Source organism: Aerosakkonema funiforme FACHB-1375 (assembly GCF_014696265.1).
In the GTDB taxonomy this organism is placed as follows: Bacteria; Cyanobacteriota; Cyanobacteriia; order Cyanobacteriales; family Aerosakkonemataceae; genus Aerosakkonema; species Aerosakkonema funiforme_A.
Window position 1 is genome coordinate 51,048 of record NZ_JACJPW010000010.1, and the last position, 17,846, is coordinate 68,893.

Below are 17,846 nucleotides of genomic sequence, written 5' to 3' on the forward strand. Positions count from 1 at the left end.
AAGCGATCGCTCCAAGACGGTCTTATTTTACTTTTTAAACGCACCGTGAGAAAGAATCGTTGTTATCACAACCGCTCGTTGACGAAAATATCGATACTGTTGTTGGTGTCTCCTGGCACTAAGTTGGTTGCCAAAGAATAGAACGCCGCATAGCGTCCATCTGCACTAAGGGATACGCTATCGCTGGCATTGTTTGCTTGAGTACCGTCAGAGGCAACACTTATCCGTCTGGTTTGACCTGTAATTAGATCCTTTACGAAAATATCAGCAACTCCGTTGGTATCTCCATCTACTAGATTAGCGGCGTTAGATCTGAAGGCTACATAACGTCCATTGCTACTGATGACAGGATAAGAACTATAGTCGTTTCCTTGAGTGCCGTTAGAAGCAACGCTTGCTCGCATTGTTTGTCCCGATACTAGGTCATGTATAAAGATGTCATTCTTAAAGAGATTGGTGTCTCCACCTGAAACTAAGTTCGTGGCGCTGGAGGTAAAAGCTACATAGCGTCCATCAGCGCTAATTGAGGGTTGAGCGCTATTGCTATTACTCTGAGCACCGCTTGATGAAGCAACGCTTACTCTGGTTGTTTTTTGTGTTTCTTGGTCGTACACAAAGACATCACTGTACCCATTAGTATCTCCAGGTACGAGGTTATCAGCGCTAGAAGTAAACGCAATATAACGTCCATCGGCACTCATTGAAGAACTACTATTGTTTAGAGAACCGTCTATAGTGCTTAGCTGCTTAGTTTGTCCTGTTTGGCGATCATATACGAAGAGGTAAGTCACACTCGATATGTTAGTCTCTCCATTTTCTATCCAAGTAACCAATACAGAAGAATTGTATGTTACATAACGTCCATCAGCACTAATTGATGGAGTGTGGCTGCCGTTTTCCCTCTGAGTACCATCAACATTTAAGTTTACCCTTGTGGTCTGACCTGTTTGCCGATCGTGTACGAAAATGTCCTGCGCTCCATTTGTGTCTCCAACGACTAGGTTAGAAGCAGAAGAGCCGAAAATTACATAACGTCCATCAGCACTAATTGTAGGTCTGTAGTCACTATCGCCGTTTGCCTGAGTACCATTAGTGGCGACGCTTATTCGTGTAGTTTGTCCTGTCTGGCGATCGCGCACGAAGATGTCCCTTGCTCCGTTTGTATCTCCTGCTACTAAGTTGGAAGCTTCAGAGGAGAAAGTTATGTAGCGACCATCAGCACTTATTAAAGATCCATAGTTGTTATTATTTGCTTGAGCGCTGTCAGAGGCAATGCTTACTCGATCGGTTTTACCAGGGCTTATTACCTTTAAGCCTATATTCTTAGAAAACTCTGAGGTATTGTTGTTTGAGTCAGTTGCAGTCGCGCTAATGAATTGACTAATTGGAACTGAGGTTGGCAACTCAACTGTAAAGCTGGCATTACCACTGCTGTCTGTAGTCACATTCTGGAAACCAAGAAACTTCTCGCCTTCCCCATAGCCCAGAGGAGTTAAAAGGGTTCTAAACATAAATACAGGACTTGGATTACTGTTAGAGAAAAATTCTAGCCTGAAAGTAGTTTCTGGTGTGCTGTTAAGCATTCCTTCAATAGTAGTACTATTGTCGTTGCTAAAGGCAGATATAAGCACTGGGTAGTTCTGGTAATTGTTAGGCCCAATATCAGTATCTCCTATATCATTTGCCCTGTCAGGGTATTCCTCTTCCAGTGAAATTCCTTTACTACCGCTGGAAAATATGCTATTTGAAAGAATTGCATTATTAATAGAACGAAGATCAGCGTTTGATAAATCGATGCCTATATTGTTAAAAGCAATAGTATTACCCTCTCCCCGTGCAGTTCCTCCAATAATATTGTTAGCAGAATCATCCCTAATCCAAATTCCCCTACCATTCCCTAACGCATCGGTATTGGTGATGTTTATGTCTGTACCAATATAGTTACCTTGTATTATATTACTCGTAGTACCCGCCATCGTAATACCAAAACCATTACCTGATATAATATTTCTTGCTTTTGTGGTAGCTCCTCCAATGAGGTTGCTAGATCCACTCAAAATACTTACACCAGAGGAATTCCCTAATGGCTGGGTACCAGTCACGTCGGTGCCAATAAAGTTTCCTTCAATGATGTTGTTACCCTTTGTTTGCAATACAATTCCAGAAGAATTAAATCGATTAATTATCAGACCCCGCACAATGCTGTTCCCAGCAGTAATGGATATACCAGCTACACTAATTAAGTTTGTGCCTGCACTACTACCATCCAATTCAATAATTGGCTTATCAGCAAACCCACGCTGAGTAGTACCATCAATAACAACTGGATCAGTAATTGTTGGCAATGCTGATGTAGGTCGAATTGTGAAAGCACCCGTAACAGGATTGTAACCAGTATCTGTAGTTGGAATATTGAACCGGATTGTATCTTTACCCAAATTCGCATTTGCAAATTCAATAGCAGCACGCAAACTTCCCGGCCCACTATCATTAGTATTAGTCACAACATTTGGCACTGGCACTGAGTCATTATCTGTAATTACTACAGTCCCACTATTAACTGTTCCCGCATTGTAAGCTGCATCAGCATTTAAACTCAATATTACTGTTTCATCGCCTTCATATACAGCATCATCTTTTCCTGCCGTAATTATAGGAATTGGTACAGAACTTGCTCCAGCAGGAATAACTACGCTGCTACTAATATTGTTGTAATCCGTACCATTAGTAGCAGTGCCAGCTACAGTATAATTGACTGTTAATGGATTTTTAGTATTCCCAGTCCGAGTAACTATAAACTGACCCGGATCGCCACCTTCTGTCGCACTAGCATCTGTCGCCATCATCGTTACTATCGGTTTAGTCCCATAAATATTCAACTTCCAACTATTCCAATCTCCTTGAACTTGGTTGCCTTTACCATCAAATACTTGCAACTTCCATTCGCCCTTAGAAGATTCACCCCAGTGACGGACTGAGGTAAAAGTCCACCAATTCGATTTTGGCTTAATACCTTGATAAATACTATTGGAATTACTAGCGGGTGTTGGTGTAGGTTCAGTTAAAACTGACTCTGTTTTACCATCTGGAGAAGTGAGGACTACCTTTAAATCACCCCAGTCTTGATGGATAGCATTAAGTTGTACCTCCACCTTTTCGACAGTAATATCCTCGTCAATCTCAGTTGTCGAAAACGTTCCTGATTGCCAATCGCCATCAGGTATATCACTATCAGCAACATTTTCTAAGTCAGATGAAATTACCGTTTCCTCTGCTAGGGGTTTCCAGTTGGGCGAACTAACGTATTCAACGGCAGCTTTAGCATCAATTGCGCCAAAACCATATTTATGGTTGATGTGATATCCCGCGCCATTAGTTTTCCAATCTAACTCATTTGGATCGTTTTGCTTCGCAGTCTTCACCAAAGCATCTTGTACATCCCGCCAAGTCAAATTGGGGTTAGCTTCCAACATCAGAGCAATAACACCAGAAACCAAAGGTGCAGCAGCAGAAGTACCGCCAAAAATGCTGGTGTAATCGTTAGCAGAATAGCCCTTTTCTCCTACTAAATCTGTGGTTGTAATACCTGCACCACTGCCGCTAGAATAGGCTGAAACTAACAGCGATGCACCAGGTTCGCTGTAACTGTATCGGTTTTGTTCGCCCTTATAATCAATCGCTCCTACCGCGATCGCATACCGGGAATTAGCCAACGGATTATAATTTACATTACCACCAGATTGCCGATCGTTCCCACCTGCAAACACATAAATACTACCAAATCCGTTACGCCCTTGTTTTACGCTTTCCTCCATCATACTCAAGTTCAGCGGGCCAGCAAACGGTTTGACTAGCTTCCAACTGTTATTGTAAATATCGATATCCTGATTTTTGTAGGACAAAGCATCAGCAATCTGTTTATCCGTTATTTCATCGGCAATCAGCCGCAGTCCAGCTAAAGAAGCTAACGGTGCTACACCACTTACACCAATCCCATTATCTCCACTAGCTGCTGCAATTCCCGCTACAGCAGTACCATGAGGATTATATGTTTGTAACTCTAACCCCCAATTATTAACGTAGCCTTCATTGCCTTTATAATAATCGTGGATATTTAAATTCCATGTACCCCCTACCCATTTGTTATTAAAATCTGCTAAAGTTCCCGTTGGTTTAAATCGCTCGTTAAATGATGGTAAGCCTTCAGTAATTGGCTTGACTGAGCTATCGTCAAATATAGTATCGTAAAAATTACCTCCTACCTTGTTTAGAAGCTTAAATAACTCAACTGGGTAATTTTTAAAATCATCTTCTCCTCCTCTTCCTCTAGGATTAGTAGTGGAGCGATCGCCAATCATCGGATTGAATTTTAATTCCTCCGGTCTAAACAAAAATCCATCCAACTCTTTAATCGACGGATGCGTAACATCTAAAAGTACATTTACATCGGTTAAGACTCCAGTCAAAGGTACATCTAAAGGTATGGGGTTGGTCTTCATGTAATCATTTATAATCTTTTGCCAATTTGTAAATTTCTCCCGAAGAATAGCACTATAGGTTGGATCTGGGTTTGTATCGTAGGAGTAATCCCAATTTACCCTCTGCCAAGAAACTATATTGCCAAATATGTCTACTATTGGCTTATACAGCGGTCGATCGAGATATGGATAGAGAATGTCGTCTAAGCCAATTGTTTGATTAAAATCTCGACTGAGATCGGCGCGATACCTATCTTTTAAATCTGGATGAGTATATTCCAAGGCATCATCAACAACCCCAATAACTACATTCCTTCCCCGTACCGTTTCTGATGGTTTACCTGGAACTGAAACATCCCAAGCTGCCGTAATATTTCCATCAGCGCTTGGATTTACACCTGTTCGCAAATACCACTGGTAGCTATTGAGAGTATTGACGTTGTTTGGATCGGTTGGAACAAAATTAGGAGGATTTTTTACCAAAGGTTCATTTTTTGGTTCGGATAGCAATTCTGGTTGCAGAGGGGCAAGTGGATAGAATAATTCTACCCCCGGAAGCGAATTCAATCGCCGAACTACTTCTTCTGGGGTAATATTATCGGGAAAATCCCAGATGTAAGTATTAGGAATATACCCTGTATTACCTTGGTCGTAAGCTCCTATTTGTTGCGCTAAACTTGGTGAATATTTATCCGGCGTAGTCCAAACAACCCATTCCCGTGTTTTCGCCAGTGCTTCTGGGGTATAATTTTCCAAGTTGGTTGAATCTGCGATTGCCAACCTTACCGAATCTGATAGCCCACTCCCCCCAGGATCTGTAATCACCGAGAAATATTCAACATCTGGCGTACTGTAATTTCCCGCTTTGTCTTGCGCGATCGCCCACAACTGATAGCGCCCCGGTGCTAAGTTTTTCGATTTCAAATCTACACTGAAATCAAACCTAGCTCTGTCCGAGCGATCCGCTCTTAAACTTTGTTTAACATCTCCAACGCCAAAACCTTTCCCATCCAGTGTTCCCAACCAAAAATATACATTAGCTATATCGCTAGCACCATCAGGATCGGAAACCTTCCCACCCCTGAAGCTAATCTTTTCATTTGTTGTATAAAGAGGTAAAATGCTGAAGTTCAAAGATTCAGGTGGTTTATTGGGTGGAAGATCGATCGTAAAGTGAGTAGTTTCGGTATCAGTTGCGCCGGACTTATCGTATGCGATCGCTTTAATCTGGTAATTTCCCACCTCTAACTTATTGAATGAAATATTAAAAGTTCCCCAATTGTCTCCAATTATACCGTTATCGACTATTCCGACAGTATAATTGCCCAATTTTACGTTATCTTTGTACAACTCTAAACTGATTTTGTCCAGATCGCTCTCGCCATTTTCATCGTATACCTTGGCATTCGGAAAGGTAATTGTTTGCTCGCTCGTGTAAGATGGCAATAAGTTCAATTGCAATCGTTCTGGCGGTGAGTTAATTATTGATACCGGAGGTTGGCCGACGACGGAAAATATTTGGCTCGCTTGAGCGTCAAGGCCAGAGCGATCGTATGCGATCGCCTTTAACTGATAATTTCCTTCTAGTAAATTACTCCAGGAATAATTAAAAGTTCCCCAACCGTCTGCACCATTATTATCATCCACGATATTGACAGTCTGCAGATCGAAACTAATGTTATTTTTGAATAACTCCAAAGTCACCTTTTGCAGGTCATTTTCTCCATTGTTATCGAAAACTTTAGCATCGTTAATGCTGACTGGTTGACCGATCGTGTAAGATGGTAGTAAGTTAAATTGCAGAGATTCAGGTGGTGTGTTAATTACAGGTGGTAGCACATCTGGTTTTTGGAGAACGCTAAAACTTTGAATCACCTCATTACTAACAGCATTTGTTTTATCGTAAGCAACTGCTTTTAACTGATAATTACCAACCTCTTTAGGCAAATCGTAGTTAAATGCACCCCAGTTTTGTTGCAAATCACTAAAATTAGCGATGGGATTACTTGCTGACCATTCACCATTATCCTTTTTCAGCCAAAACTGCACTTTACTTAAGTCGCTAAAACCATCGGCGTCATATACTTTAGCATCCGTAATGCTAATCTGTTCGCCAGCGTTATAGAGATTCCTGTCAATCCTGAATTGCAGTTGTTCTGGTGGTGAATTTACCCGAATATCTTTAATAAATTCGTTGCTGTGATGGCTTTCTTGTGGGTGATTGTAGCCATATTTATCGTAAGCGATCGCCTTGACTTGATAATTACCAGGTGTGGTAGGCGTCCAAAAATAGTTGAATGTCGCCCAGTCCTCATTCACCGTGAATTGAGCGATCGTATCATGTTTGATTTCAGTACCATCTTTTAACCAGTACAACTCTACTTTATCCAAATCTCCATTTTCATCAAAAACCTTAGCATCAATCAAATTAACACTCTCTCCGGGTTGATAAACCGAATTCGTATTAAACTGCAAAAATTGCGGAGGAGTATTGATATAATCCTTTAAATCTTCTGCTGTTTTTGTATTGCGCCAATCTTTATCGGGAGCAATTACATCATCCAACTTAACCGCTTTTCCACTCGCACCAGTTACCCGAAAAACTAAATCGTTGTAATCCTTATCTGACCCAGCATCAACCCGCTTATCCTCCATCACAAAAGTTTTCCCATCGCCCGTAACATCAGCAATTTGACCGACGTGAAACGCTTCATTCGGATTAGCAGTTACCAAGGAGAATAGAGGACGCTTTGCTCCGCCGATATTGGGACGATCGAATACTTCTTGCACAGTACCGTTAGGAACCAGCATCAAACCAAATTTCTCACCAGGTTTCATGGTGAATGTTTTGATATTTTTATATTCGCCACTGTTTTGGTTATCACCCCAAGGAAAAGTGGGACTAAATTTAGCACCTTCTGTAGCATCTTGTATTGCAATGTAACCTTCTGGGGAGTTACTGAGCGATCGTCTAGCAACTTCCTTAATAAATAAGTCGGAACCTGGAGCAAAAGCCTCCATTCCCGTCAAACTGAAAATAGCCAACTCGCCTTGGTATCCGCCACCGTCAATTAAGTAATCAACTCCGACTTGTCCCGTTTGCCCAACGGTGAAAAATCCCGATTCTATATTCAACTTAGTCAGGGGGTCAATGTTGAGAGTATAGTTGGTATCGCCACTGGTTTGGGAAAGCTCAAGAGAATATCCCCCAGATGGCAAATTATCAAGGTTAATTGCGCCTACACTAGCAGGGCTAATTGAACCACTGTGCAGATTTGTTCCCTGACTATCGTTGAGTTGCCAGTCCACTGCTGCACTGATGCCGGTGAGTGATAACTTTAAACTTTGAGTATCGCCGAGCGTAAAGTTATACCTGTCCGATGGATAGGCAACGCTAAGAGCATCTGTTGCGTTGTAAGAAGTATTCAGTAAACCAAGATCGAAGGCGGACATTTGTTAGCTCCCCAAGGTCGATACACATACTCGATCTGTTCAGTCAGCTGAAAAAAGACCACCAAGAGGAGTCTTATCAGCTGTGTTGCTGCGATCAGGGCATCCACACAATCTTATTGGGGCATCCTCAGCATATTTATGCGTTATGGCGCTAAGAATTATGCTTAAAGTTTGCCAGCTAGGAAAAAACTAACTTATCCAAGTTCTGTTTTTGAATAACCAACTTAAAGATGCCTTGAACCCTGACGGTAAAACTCCACTCTAAACTCGCTTTTGTCCTTCTACAGCTAGATGTAAACGCCAATCAGGTAAAACTTACCCTCTAGCTCGAACAAATACACCAGTGAATATACTTAGCTAGCTTTAAACTTTAAATAATCTTTAAAAAACGCCCTATTATATAAATTTTTGATGAAGTTACCAGTCCTCGCCAATTTTAATAGACCAATTATATAATGTCTGGATGCGATGGCGGGGTAAATTGTATTTTTGGATACAATTTACCCGGCTCCAGCAGTCACGGCAGACCCTTACTGCTCTGGCGATCGTTCTCACTTCTCGGTTTACTGAATTTTTTCTAGTGCGGCAGCTACCTACAGGTTAGCAATCGCTTTATACCACCCGTTTTGCAGCGATCGCCTGCTTCTCTAACGCGCCTGGAGAGGAGGGCATGGGCACGTAGTTAAAACTTGCCCAAATCAATTTACATTGAAAAGCTTGGCACTTTTACTTTATATTTTATAAGTATAAATATTCAATATTTGTTGTAATAATTTCCAACGTGAAGATACGTTTTGCCCAACGTCTTTGCGAAATTTAGTTTCTAAGGATACTGAGCTATAAAGATATCTGTAAACTTTTTTAATTGTTCTTGAGATGGAATAACCGACTCCTGAAAAACAAGATTCCATTCCACCAGTATTGACCCTAAAATCGTGAGTAAAGTTTTCATCTTCATCAACCAGAATATGAGTCCCGCCTCTAGCAACAACTCCTACTCCCCAAAGCTCTGGCCGAAATATTATTTTAGGTTTGATTCCAGAGGCCACACTAAACAATAATCGATCCACGTTTTTGAGTAAAAGAATTTCACTTGAGAGTTCTGGATCGCCAAAACGTGCAGTAAATTCTAGAAAAACAGGTTTATGCCGTTGGGAATCCACCATAAAGTTAACATCAAGAGGCCCACAGTAACCTAAAGATTCCAAAACTTGTGGTAGCGCTTCTAGAAAGCATAAGCTGTGTCTAAGGTCAAAAGCATTTCGTGCTACAGTTCCCATCCCTGGAGTATTTGGTCCTCGATCGCCATCAAAAGCCCGTTTAAATTCAAAATTTACATTGAGAAGCACTATATTTCTGCCTTGGCACATCAAGGAAAGAGCTACTTCCTGTCCTTCTATATACTCTTGAACAATAACATCACCCTCTGACAAAGCTTGGAAAGCTGCTAAAAGCTCAGTAGCGTTATTAGCAAATAACGTACCGCGCCCTCCAGCCAATCCATCAGCTTTGATTACCAAACGACGATTAGGTAACGTCTGTTGTTGAAGTAACCATTGCTGCCGATCGCGATCGCGCACGATTTCAGTTGATGGTACAGACAAACCACTAGCACGAGCAATTGAGATACCATAAGCCTTTGATGTCTCCAGCTGGGACGCTTTTTGATTAACCCCAAAAACCAGGTAATTACCTTTTGATTGATAAATGAGCGCATCAACTAAACCCACATCAGAAGATTCTACGTGAAGGCAGACTACCAAATCGGGTTTTAGCTGATTAACTAAATTTAGAATTTCGCTAACGCGACGAATCTGTTGCCAAGCTGGTTCTTCCTTATATCTGATTGGGAGTGGTATTGACAATAACCCTTTAAGTTTCGTCTCTAAAAATCCAGGAACTGCTAAAACTTCATGTCCTTCAGCCAAAAGAACTCTAGCAAGAGCTATTGTTCTGAGATCGTTTCCCACAATAACAATTCTCATTGTTTTAACTCCGTCAAAAATTCCAATAACATAAGCTTTAGAGTGTTCTGCATCGGCAATTGCTTCTCAAAACTTATATTAGAGAGTGGTAGACCCATATCCAAAAGGTTTCTGAGGTGAGAAGGTATCGGTATTTGCAGCAATTTGAATGCTGTTTCTGTACATCCGCATTTAATATCCGCAATCAATTCCTGCAAAGTCTGCTCTAGATTGTAAAAACCTTCTCTAATAGATGCTTGTGTCAAGTACGGCTGACTGTTAGTTCCAGCCATCACCACAGATAAAGCAACTAAGGCTCCAGCAAGACAATCCGAATCTTTGGCAAGGGGTTTCCAGATAATTCCAGGTGTGAAAGGCTCTAGTTGCCAGCACCGATGAAGATTTAAAAGGTGATAAACAAAAGATGAAACAAGGGCATAACTTGTGACTGTATGAGCGTGTGCTATGTCAGCAGCAATATCTGCTAATGCACTACAAATAATCCGAAATACTGCCTCTTGTGAGATAGGAACAGACGCAAAAGCTGATAGCTCAAAATTAGGATGATTTGGAAAAATAGGCCATAATCCATCTGTATGACCTATTTCATGAGCAAGAATTGATTCCAGGATGGCACGGTTTTTTCGGGATTCGCTATCAGCAAGTTCTTGTATACGATCTTTCATCAATGGAACTGCAACTGGAGTGAGCCAATCTATAGCAATATCCCATCTTGCACGCCAAGTAGTTAAAAATTCAAGACTAAGACAAACAGACTGTGGAAGATTGTCTCCTCTGGGAGCTGCGCTATCGAGAAATAAAACTAGATGACGGCCTGTTGCATACGGCCCGATTCCGGCTTCTAATTCTACTGGTAAATGAAGTGGAAGTAAAGGAACGTTCTCAGGCCATTGTTGCTTGACTTCTTCATATTCCTGATAACAAGGGCGAAATACTAGGATGTTAAGATGAGTTGTTTTCCACGAAATCAGAGGTGCAACAATAGCGAGACGCTCTACACGATTGCCCAAGGCAGCTACTAAGCTGTAGCGTGCCATATTATAGTCAGCAATATTACCAGTCACTACCGCATTAGCCCAAGTTGCCAGTACATCCTTTCCGCACTGGCAAAGACCCGCCGCCCTACCTAACTTAGTTAGGGCGTGTTCCATTTTCGATGAGTTCAACATAAGCTTTGTCCACAGATAAGGCAATAACAGGTTGAGGAAAAGTTTTGAGAATTTTTACCTCGTAGATTCCCCCAGGATAGATAATAGATGAAGAATTAATCGAACGAATATTTGTTTCTACAGCTACTGCCATTGCACCAGTGCCACAGGCATCTGTTTCAGCTTCAACACCTCTTTCATAAGTCCGTGCTAATATTTTTCCATTGCAGATGCTGAAAATCGTTAGATTTACTTCTAACTGATATGTAACAGTAGCACCTAATTTAGGAAGATTTACAGATGCTACATTATCAACTTGCACAACTAAGTGAGGTGAACCAGTGTTATGAATAACAGAAGGAGGTAAAGACTCAACTAAAATAGGTTGATAGCCAATTGAAACAGGAGTTGTAATAGTGTATCTATCTTTTTCATCAGATAGTTCAAGGGGAGGAATATCAAAGGGGTAAATTTTCAGTGGATTTACAGAACTATTACTTAGTAAAGCAGTAGCAGCAAACAAGGCATTTCCACAAACTAACTCAAACGAACCGTCTGGATTAAAAAAACAAAATCGCGTATAGTTCTTTCTCGGAGATAAACAGGCTACACCGTCAGCTATGCGCTGCCCATGAAACCAACAAAGGTTAGATAGGTGGCTGGCTCTACGTAAATCTCGATCGGTCATTTCTACTTGATACATGACAATCCGGTTGCCACAAATGCTATAAATTTCTGAACACTGAAGCTTATCCACATAATCATTATTTAGAATCATGTTTTTGATTTCTCCGAAGAATGAAAAGTAATAAGTGGACAAGGATAGAAATTATGTAGCAAAGATCGCAAATGGCTATCAAAATACCAGTAGAAAAAGGATACTTATGAGACCAAGCCATCCAGTATCGGTATGCTATTCCAGCAACAAAATTCATAAAAACTGGTTGTTCTAAATAAACCATCCGACTAGCTTCGCTGAAGCCATAGCGCCAGTAAGAGTGGAGATGTTTACTAAAAGACAAAGCGGCATGAATAAGAGTGCGATCGGAATCAGTAACTATCTTCAGATCTTTACTAATCTCAAACTGACGTAAACGGTAGTCTAGTTCTCCATCAGGAGTAAATGGCGCAAAAGGTGTAAAAAGATAACCACCTATTAAAGGGAGAATACGATTCAGATTCAGTAACAGTCCAGGTTCATAGATGAAACCAAAGTAAGTATATTGAAAATCTCGTGCTAATCGAGTTGCATACGAGGAGAGATCGGTAGCTTCAAATTCGATATTGGGTCTAACAATATCTGCTGATTGAGCAAGAGTGTACATCCGTTTAATTGCTCCTGGCAAGAAAATACAATCGCAATCTATCAAGAGCACTTTAGAATAATAACAATGTTTAATTCCAGCCAAAGTAGTAGCTGCTGGATTTCCTTTGGGGCTCAAAGCATAGGTTATTCCTCGGGATTCTAGTTCTTTTTGAAGTTCTAGATTAGGTGTCATTGTTACAACCACCTGACATGATACATCGATACTATCGATACATTTGATTAAACGTATATCGTCAGAACAGCGCACTAAAATTGAGAGTTCCATAAAATTAAAATGCCAGCAGAAACTTTTGGTTACTTTTATCAAAAGCTATGTATTATAAGCTTTGATAGTAAACTATTTATATTGCTGTATATAAACTATCAATAACCTCAATAAACTGAGCTTGCTCCCACCCTAAGTAAAGATTGGCAGCAATTGCACATCCCCCTGCTCCTACACCTTCTTTTGCATATCCTTGTTCATAGGCACGGAGTTGGTGATGACAGGAATTAGCTAAACTCAGTTGCGTAGCTAATAGAGGAACTGCACCTACTTCCTCTGCCAGCCCTACCGTGTCACCTGTGGCATCTTCTACAACCCAGCGAGTAGTTCCAACCACAACTTGCTCTGGTTGCCAAATAAGGGTAAGTTCTCTTGCTATCGTCCTGATTAAGGCATAAACTGCTAGCATTTGCGTACCGCCCGCTAGTAGTACCCCTCCTACGCGGCTAGCTGCGATCGCCATTCCAGCTACCACAACTTGCATTGGATCTCCTAATGCAGCAAGAAGGGAGAGAACCGGACGTGAAGTTGTGGTAAGCAAGGAATTTTGCCAACAAGTTTGCTCCTCGAATTTATTTAGCCCAGATTGTACCAGTACCCACTTTTGATCATGGTTACAAGTTGGATGACTGCTATTTACTTTGCCAAGAGCAGAAAAACCTAAACCTGTTAGAATTGCGAGAGCTGTGGTAGTTCCCCCAACTACGCACTCGCCAACTATTAAATATTTGCCTCGTTTAGCGAGTCGTTCACCCCAAATTAAGCCTTGTTCTAGGAGATGTCTCACCGTAGTCATTTCTAATGCACAGCCTTGACTCACACACTTAGCTGGTTTTCCCCCCAAATCGATTAAAGGGATTCGTGGAACGAGAGGCAAACCTGCATTAAATAAATAAGTTGGAATTTTCTGCCTTTCCAAAATAGCGCTGGAAATCAATGCGGGGGAAGAAGTAGGTTTGAAAAATGGTAAAGGACACTGGTACTGAGATAGGCTATTATAGAGAAATTCAGCATCTCTGATAGCAGTATAAAATCGATCTTCTGGTGTCACACCTGCTGTAGAAATTCCTGGAACTAACCCTGTTGCAGTAAATCCAAAAACGCACGCAAACACAGGTTGAACTCCTCGATAACGTTCGAGCCACCGTTTTGCCTGAAATAATTGAGTGTGAATTTTTATCATGGTTTTGTTACTTCAAAAATTGAATCAACCAAGAAACTAGCTTTTAAAGGCTATACTGCTCTTGTTCAAACGAAAATATCTGTCAATTTAGGGCTCATCGATTAATCCGATAAAAGAAACAATCATGTAGAATCTAGGAGTTGTATTAACTTACTCCTTCGATTCAAAAGTTCATCTCCAAGTTTGACAATCAATCGGTTGGGCCTAGCTTGAGGTCTAGCTGTTAACACATAGGCTAAAGCTTGTTCCTCTCCACCAGAACCGAGTAAGTAAGCCCATACTATTAAAGCAATGGCTGTGGAGCGGCTTATTCCTGCGTGACAATGAATCAACATCGCACCATTCCAATTAGCAATTGAATTTATGAAATCAATAACTTTAGCTATGTTCTCATATGTAGGTAAAACAGAGTTGAGATCATTGTTCGATTTTTCTAGATCATGAAACTCGAGACGTAGGCGGAGAGGTACTTGGCAAAAACCAGATGGTGCACTATCGCCGGGATCTCCAATAGAAATTAAGTATTTGATTAATCCTTGTTGATTTGTGTTAAATAGGTACTCGTTAGCCTCTATATGGGAAGCGATCAATATTTCAGTTAATGGATTTAGCTGAGACAAAAGTTGAGTTTTCATATTTTTATCTTGATTGTGTTTTATTGATTAAAATCCTATGTTTATAGGACGCTAATTTCATCCTTGTCATCACTTGCCTTCTTGTTGGGTAAATATACCATTCGTGCAGTCAGGTTAATCCGACGAGTAAAGAGTGTTCTAGATACAAATGGATGAAGTGTACCAAAGGCATGATAAGCTAGCCTATGTTCGTCAGCCAAAATAATTAAAGTGCCATCCTTTACCAAAAATTTTTGTACAGATGGGTCAGTAGGTGGGTAGTCGCGACCAGGATGAGACAAACCTGCGACGTAAAAGTCTCCTCCTAATTCAAAACTTAAGGATACTATTGGTGCTTCCTTATTTTCTTCGGTTATATCCTGATGGAAGCTCATAATCGGGTAAGTATCACATGATTTATAAACATTAATCAAAACACTTTGCACCTCAAAGCTTGGATATAGTTTGGCTCCCTCAGTGTGCATAATGCGCTTAATTACTGGCGGTACTGGTTGCCATTTTGCTCCTGTAATTGGGTGAGTTTGCTGGTAACGTTGTCCATTTTGGTCTGATATCCAACCATAGTCCCCACAATTAGTCATTTCAAACTTGAACCTCGCACCACTAGGATAGGTACCTCTATAGAGAGGAGACTTGACTAACAATGGATCTATCTCGTTTTCTACTAGCCATTGTGTCTGGTTAATATCTAAGTAATCGTACTCGTAAATCAATGTCATAAAATTTGGCTGACAAGTTGGATTGCTAAAGTTTCTATTGGCAGATTTGCATTTAACCTCTTCCATGAAGTTGGACGAGTAAGAAGATGCAGTCTCTTTATTTCTTCATCATTTAAACGCTCAGATATAACTTCTCGATTTCGATTGCGCTCTAAACATATTTCTAGGGAAGCCTCCAACATGAATATTTTTGCGTCAGGATAGCGGATGAGGAGGCGTTCGACTGTTCTAGATTCATAAAAAAGTCCCTCAATTATAACCACTTCTGCAAATGTCATTGCCCTATTGACTATGCTTTCAACAAGCTTTAGCCACATTGGATGAGGACTACAATCGGAGTTATCACCTAATATCATCCATCTCACATCATCCACTTCAATATGAACAACAATACACTCAAGCCGCTCTTGAATAGTCTCACAGGTTCGACGTGCAATAGTTGTTTTACCGACTCCGGGGGCACCAGCAATAATAGCAATTTTCGTGTTAGACATAAACTTTAAATATTGTTGGTTTACACTAAATCAAATCGCAAAATACCACTATTTAATGATGATTCTTTTCCTTCAATACATATCCACTTTCTTCCTAAAGATTCAGCAACCTTTCCTGTTGTACAACTTCCTGCAAATGGGTCTAAAACAGTATCATTAGGCTTAGTTAATAAGCGTATGAAAAAATCAGGAAATGTTGACGGAAAACGGTTTGATTGGGGTTCTAAGCCAGCTTTGTAGCATCGGCTGAGGTAAGCAGCATCTTCTGCTACATCATCAAACAGTAACAAATTAGATAATTTCCCTGTTAGTGAATTTCTGTACTGTGAAATATGGGAGGTATTTACTTGAGGATGTGTTGTTCTAGAAAGCCACCAAATGATGCTAATTGAATCATTAAATCGTATATATTCTCTTTCTGTCCAATCATTAGGAGTTGTTAGTAGATTTGGATTGTACCAGTAAAATTCTTGGATAAGATGCCAGCTTTCTTGGGAGCATAATTTAGAAATTAGTTGATAGTTATGAACTGAACGTTCAGGTATATCACGAAACCAAGTACTGCCCAACTCAAGAACAAGACTGCCAGTTGGCAGCAATATTCGCTCAAACTCTTCAGCATATTTCAACATCCATGTAACATATCGAGAGCCATAAATTTCCTTAGAGTATAAAGCAAATGGAGGGGATGAAATAATTAAATTTTTTGAATTACTGGGGACAATTTTAAGTAATTCTAATGACTCTCCCAAATAGGCAGAGCCTAAAGCAGTATTAAAGCTAGGTGTGAGTTGAGAAAGCATTTTCTATGAATCAATAAATGTACATAAATGCAACAAGCTTGTTCCCCCTAAAAAGGTTTTTGTATACCATTTTCGTTTAGCAAAATAGGTAATTTAGAAACAGCATCTAAGTTAGCCCACACTTTATGAAATGCTTCTACATAAAGCTCCATTAAATTTGCTGTGTTAGGAGGGAAGTGAGCCGTAGTGAATATGCTATCTCTGGACGTAGCCAGACTGACTGGATAATTTCCTGGATGATAACTAATATTCTTTCGAGCTTGTGGCAGACACCAAGGATAGCCATCGCCATCAGCGTTAAGGGACTGAAAAATTGAGTAAGCTGGTAATGGCTTGCGCTCCCAAATCCACCAATTTGCGCCTTCAGCCGCAAGAGCAAAAACAATGCGCTCTCGCAGTTCTTCAGATGACAGTTTTAATCCTAATATTTTGGCATTAACCCTAACTCGAATCATTTGGAAGATATGATTTCTGTCTTCTACCTGTAAAGGGGGTACAGAAACACCTGGCAAGTCCTTTATGCCATTAATGAGATGCTGGGCATTAGAAATCCTGATTTCTTGTTCTGAGTCTAGTGATTCCAAACGTGCTAAAGCGAAAGCAGCCATTAATTCATTAGTGCGATAGTTGTAGCCAAGGCTATCTGCGTCTCTCACAATTTGCTTGCCTTCATGCCACTCTGTTCCAAACACCCTCATCTTGGCAGCACGATTAAAAATGGCATCACTATTAGTTGTTAAAAGTCCTCCTTCAGGTCCGGCAAGCACTTTGGTAGCGTTCAAAGAAAACGCGCCAACATCAGATAAGCTACCAACGGCTTTTCCCTGATAGATTGCTCCATGAGCTTGAGCACAGTCTTCAATCAGATAAAGTTGATGACGTTGAGCGATCGCTCTTAATTGTTCCATATCGGCAGGCAACCCGTGTAAATGAACTGTAACGATCGCTTTAGTCTTGTCAGTAATAGCAGCTTCTACTAGATCGGGATTGATATTTCCCGTTTCTGGTTGGATGTCAACAAAAATTGGAATTGCACCAACCATGAGAACTGCACTCGCAGTGGCAATGAATGAGTAGGCTGGCACAATTACTTCATCGCCAACTTTCACACCGCATCCTGCCAAAGCGCAATGAAGAGCAGCAGTCCCAGAATTCAAAGCTGCACAGTGGCTCACACCTGTACGTTCAGCCCACTTTTGTTCGAGTTCTCGCGTCATTGGTGCCCAAGGGCCCCATAAAATACCACTGTCAAGAACGGCACTAATACGTTGGCGCTCACTAATTCCTATAGGAGGATAATGACCGTGCAGTTCTTTGTTGGCAATTACCGGATTTCCACCAAAAATGGCTAGCATA

At 40.8% G+C, this 17,846-nt stretch carries 11 protein-coding genes; all 11 read right to left on the minus strand.

Annotated elements, in window-relative coordinates:
* Nucleotides 1-65 precede the first annotated feature (65 nt).
* Nucleotides 66-7,931: a S8 family serine peptidase gene (locus tag H6G03_RS05675; protein ID WP_190462945.1), complete on the minus strand. Its 7,866-nt coding sequence runs from the start codon at nt 7,929-7,931 to the stop codon at nt 66-68.
* Between the two features lie 731 nt (nt 7,932-8,662).
* A complete protein-coding gene (locus H6G03_RS05680) occupies nt 8,663-9,916 on the minus strand; it encodes an ATP-grasp domain-containing protein (protein ID WP_190462947.1) in 1,254 nt (417 codons plus the stop codon).
* Nucleotides 9,913-11,085 (minus strand): hypothetical protein, encoded by a 1,173-nt coding sequence (locus tag H6G03_RS05685; RefSeq protein ID WP_190462949.1) that lies wholly within the window; start codon nt 11,083-11,085, stop codon nt 9,913-9,915. The genes H6G03_RS05680 and H6G03_RS05685 overlap by 4 nt, the downstream gene beginning before the upstream one ends.
* Nucleotides 11,048-11,842 carry a diaminopimelate epimerase gene (locus H6G03_RS05690; protein ID WP_190462951.1) on the minus strand — a complete coding sequence of 265 codons (795 nt, stop codon included), beginning with the start codon at nt 11,840-11,842 and terminating at the stop codon, nt 11,048-11,050. The genes H6G03_RS05685 and H6G03_RS05690 overlap by 38 nt, the downstream gene beginning before the upstream one ends.
* The gene (locus H6G03_RS05695) at nt 11,829-12,563 is read right to left on the minus strand and encodes a hypothetical protein (RefSeq protein WP_190462953.1); all 735 of its coding nucleotides are present in this window, start codon (nt 12,561-12,563) and stop codon (nt 11,829-11,831) included. Before H6G03_RS05695 ends, H6G03_RS05690 begins: the two co-directional genes overlap by 14 nt.
* A 169-nt stretch (nt 12,564-12,732) precedes the next feature.
* Nucleotides 12,733-13,839, minus strand: a complete 1,107-nt coding sequence (gene cobT / locus H6G03_RS05700) for a nicotinate mononucleotide-dependent phosphoribosyltransferase CobT (protein WP_190462955.1) — start codon at nt 13,837-13,839, stop codon at nt 12,733-12,735.
* A gap of 122 nt (nt 13,840-13,961) precedes the next feature.
* Entirely contained in the window at nt 13,962-14,474 is a 513-nt protein-coding gene (locus tag H6G03_RS05705) for a dual specificity protein phosphatase family protein (protein ID WP_190462957.1), read from the minus strand.
* A gap of 41 nt (nt 14,475-14,515) precedes the next feature.
* Complete coding sequence (locus H6G03_RS05710) at nt 14,516-15,193, minus strand: alpha-ketoglutarate-dependent dioxygenase AlkB (RefSeq protein WP_190462959.1); 678 nt, start codon at nt 15,191-15,193, stop codon at nt 14,516-14,518.
* Complete coding sequence (locus H6G03_RS05715) at nt 15,190-15,687, minus strand: AAA family ATPase (RefSeq protein ID WP_190462961.1); 498 nt, start codon at nt 15,685-15,687, stop codon at nt 15,190-15,192. The genes H6G03_RS05710 and H6G03_RS05715 overlap by 4 nt, the downstream gene beginning before the upstream one ends.
* A 20-nt stretch (nt 15,688-15,707) precedes the next feature.
* Entirely contained in the window at nt 15,708-16,490 is a 783-nt protein-coding gene (locus tag H6G03_RS05720) for a DNA-methyltransferase (RefSeq protein ID WP_190462964.1), read from the minus strand.
* A gap of 47 nt (nt 16,491-16,537) precedes the next feature.
* On the minus strand, nt 16,538-17,845 hold the full coding sequence (locus H6G03_RS05725) for a DegT/DnrJ/EryC1/StrS family aminotransferase (protein WP_190462966.1): 1,308 nt from the start codon (nt 17,843-17,845) through the stop codon (nt 16,538-16,540).
* Nucleotide 17,846: the final 1 nt, after the last annotated feature.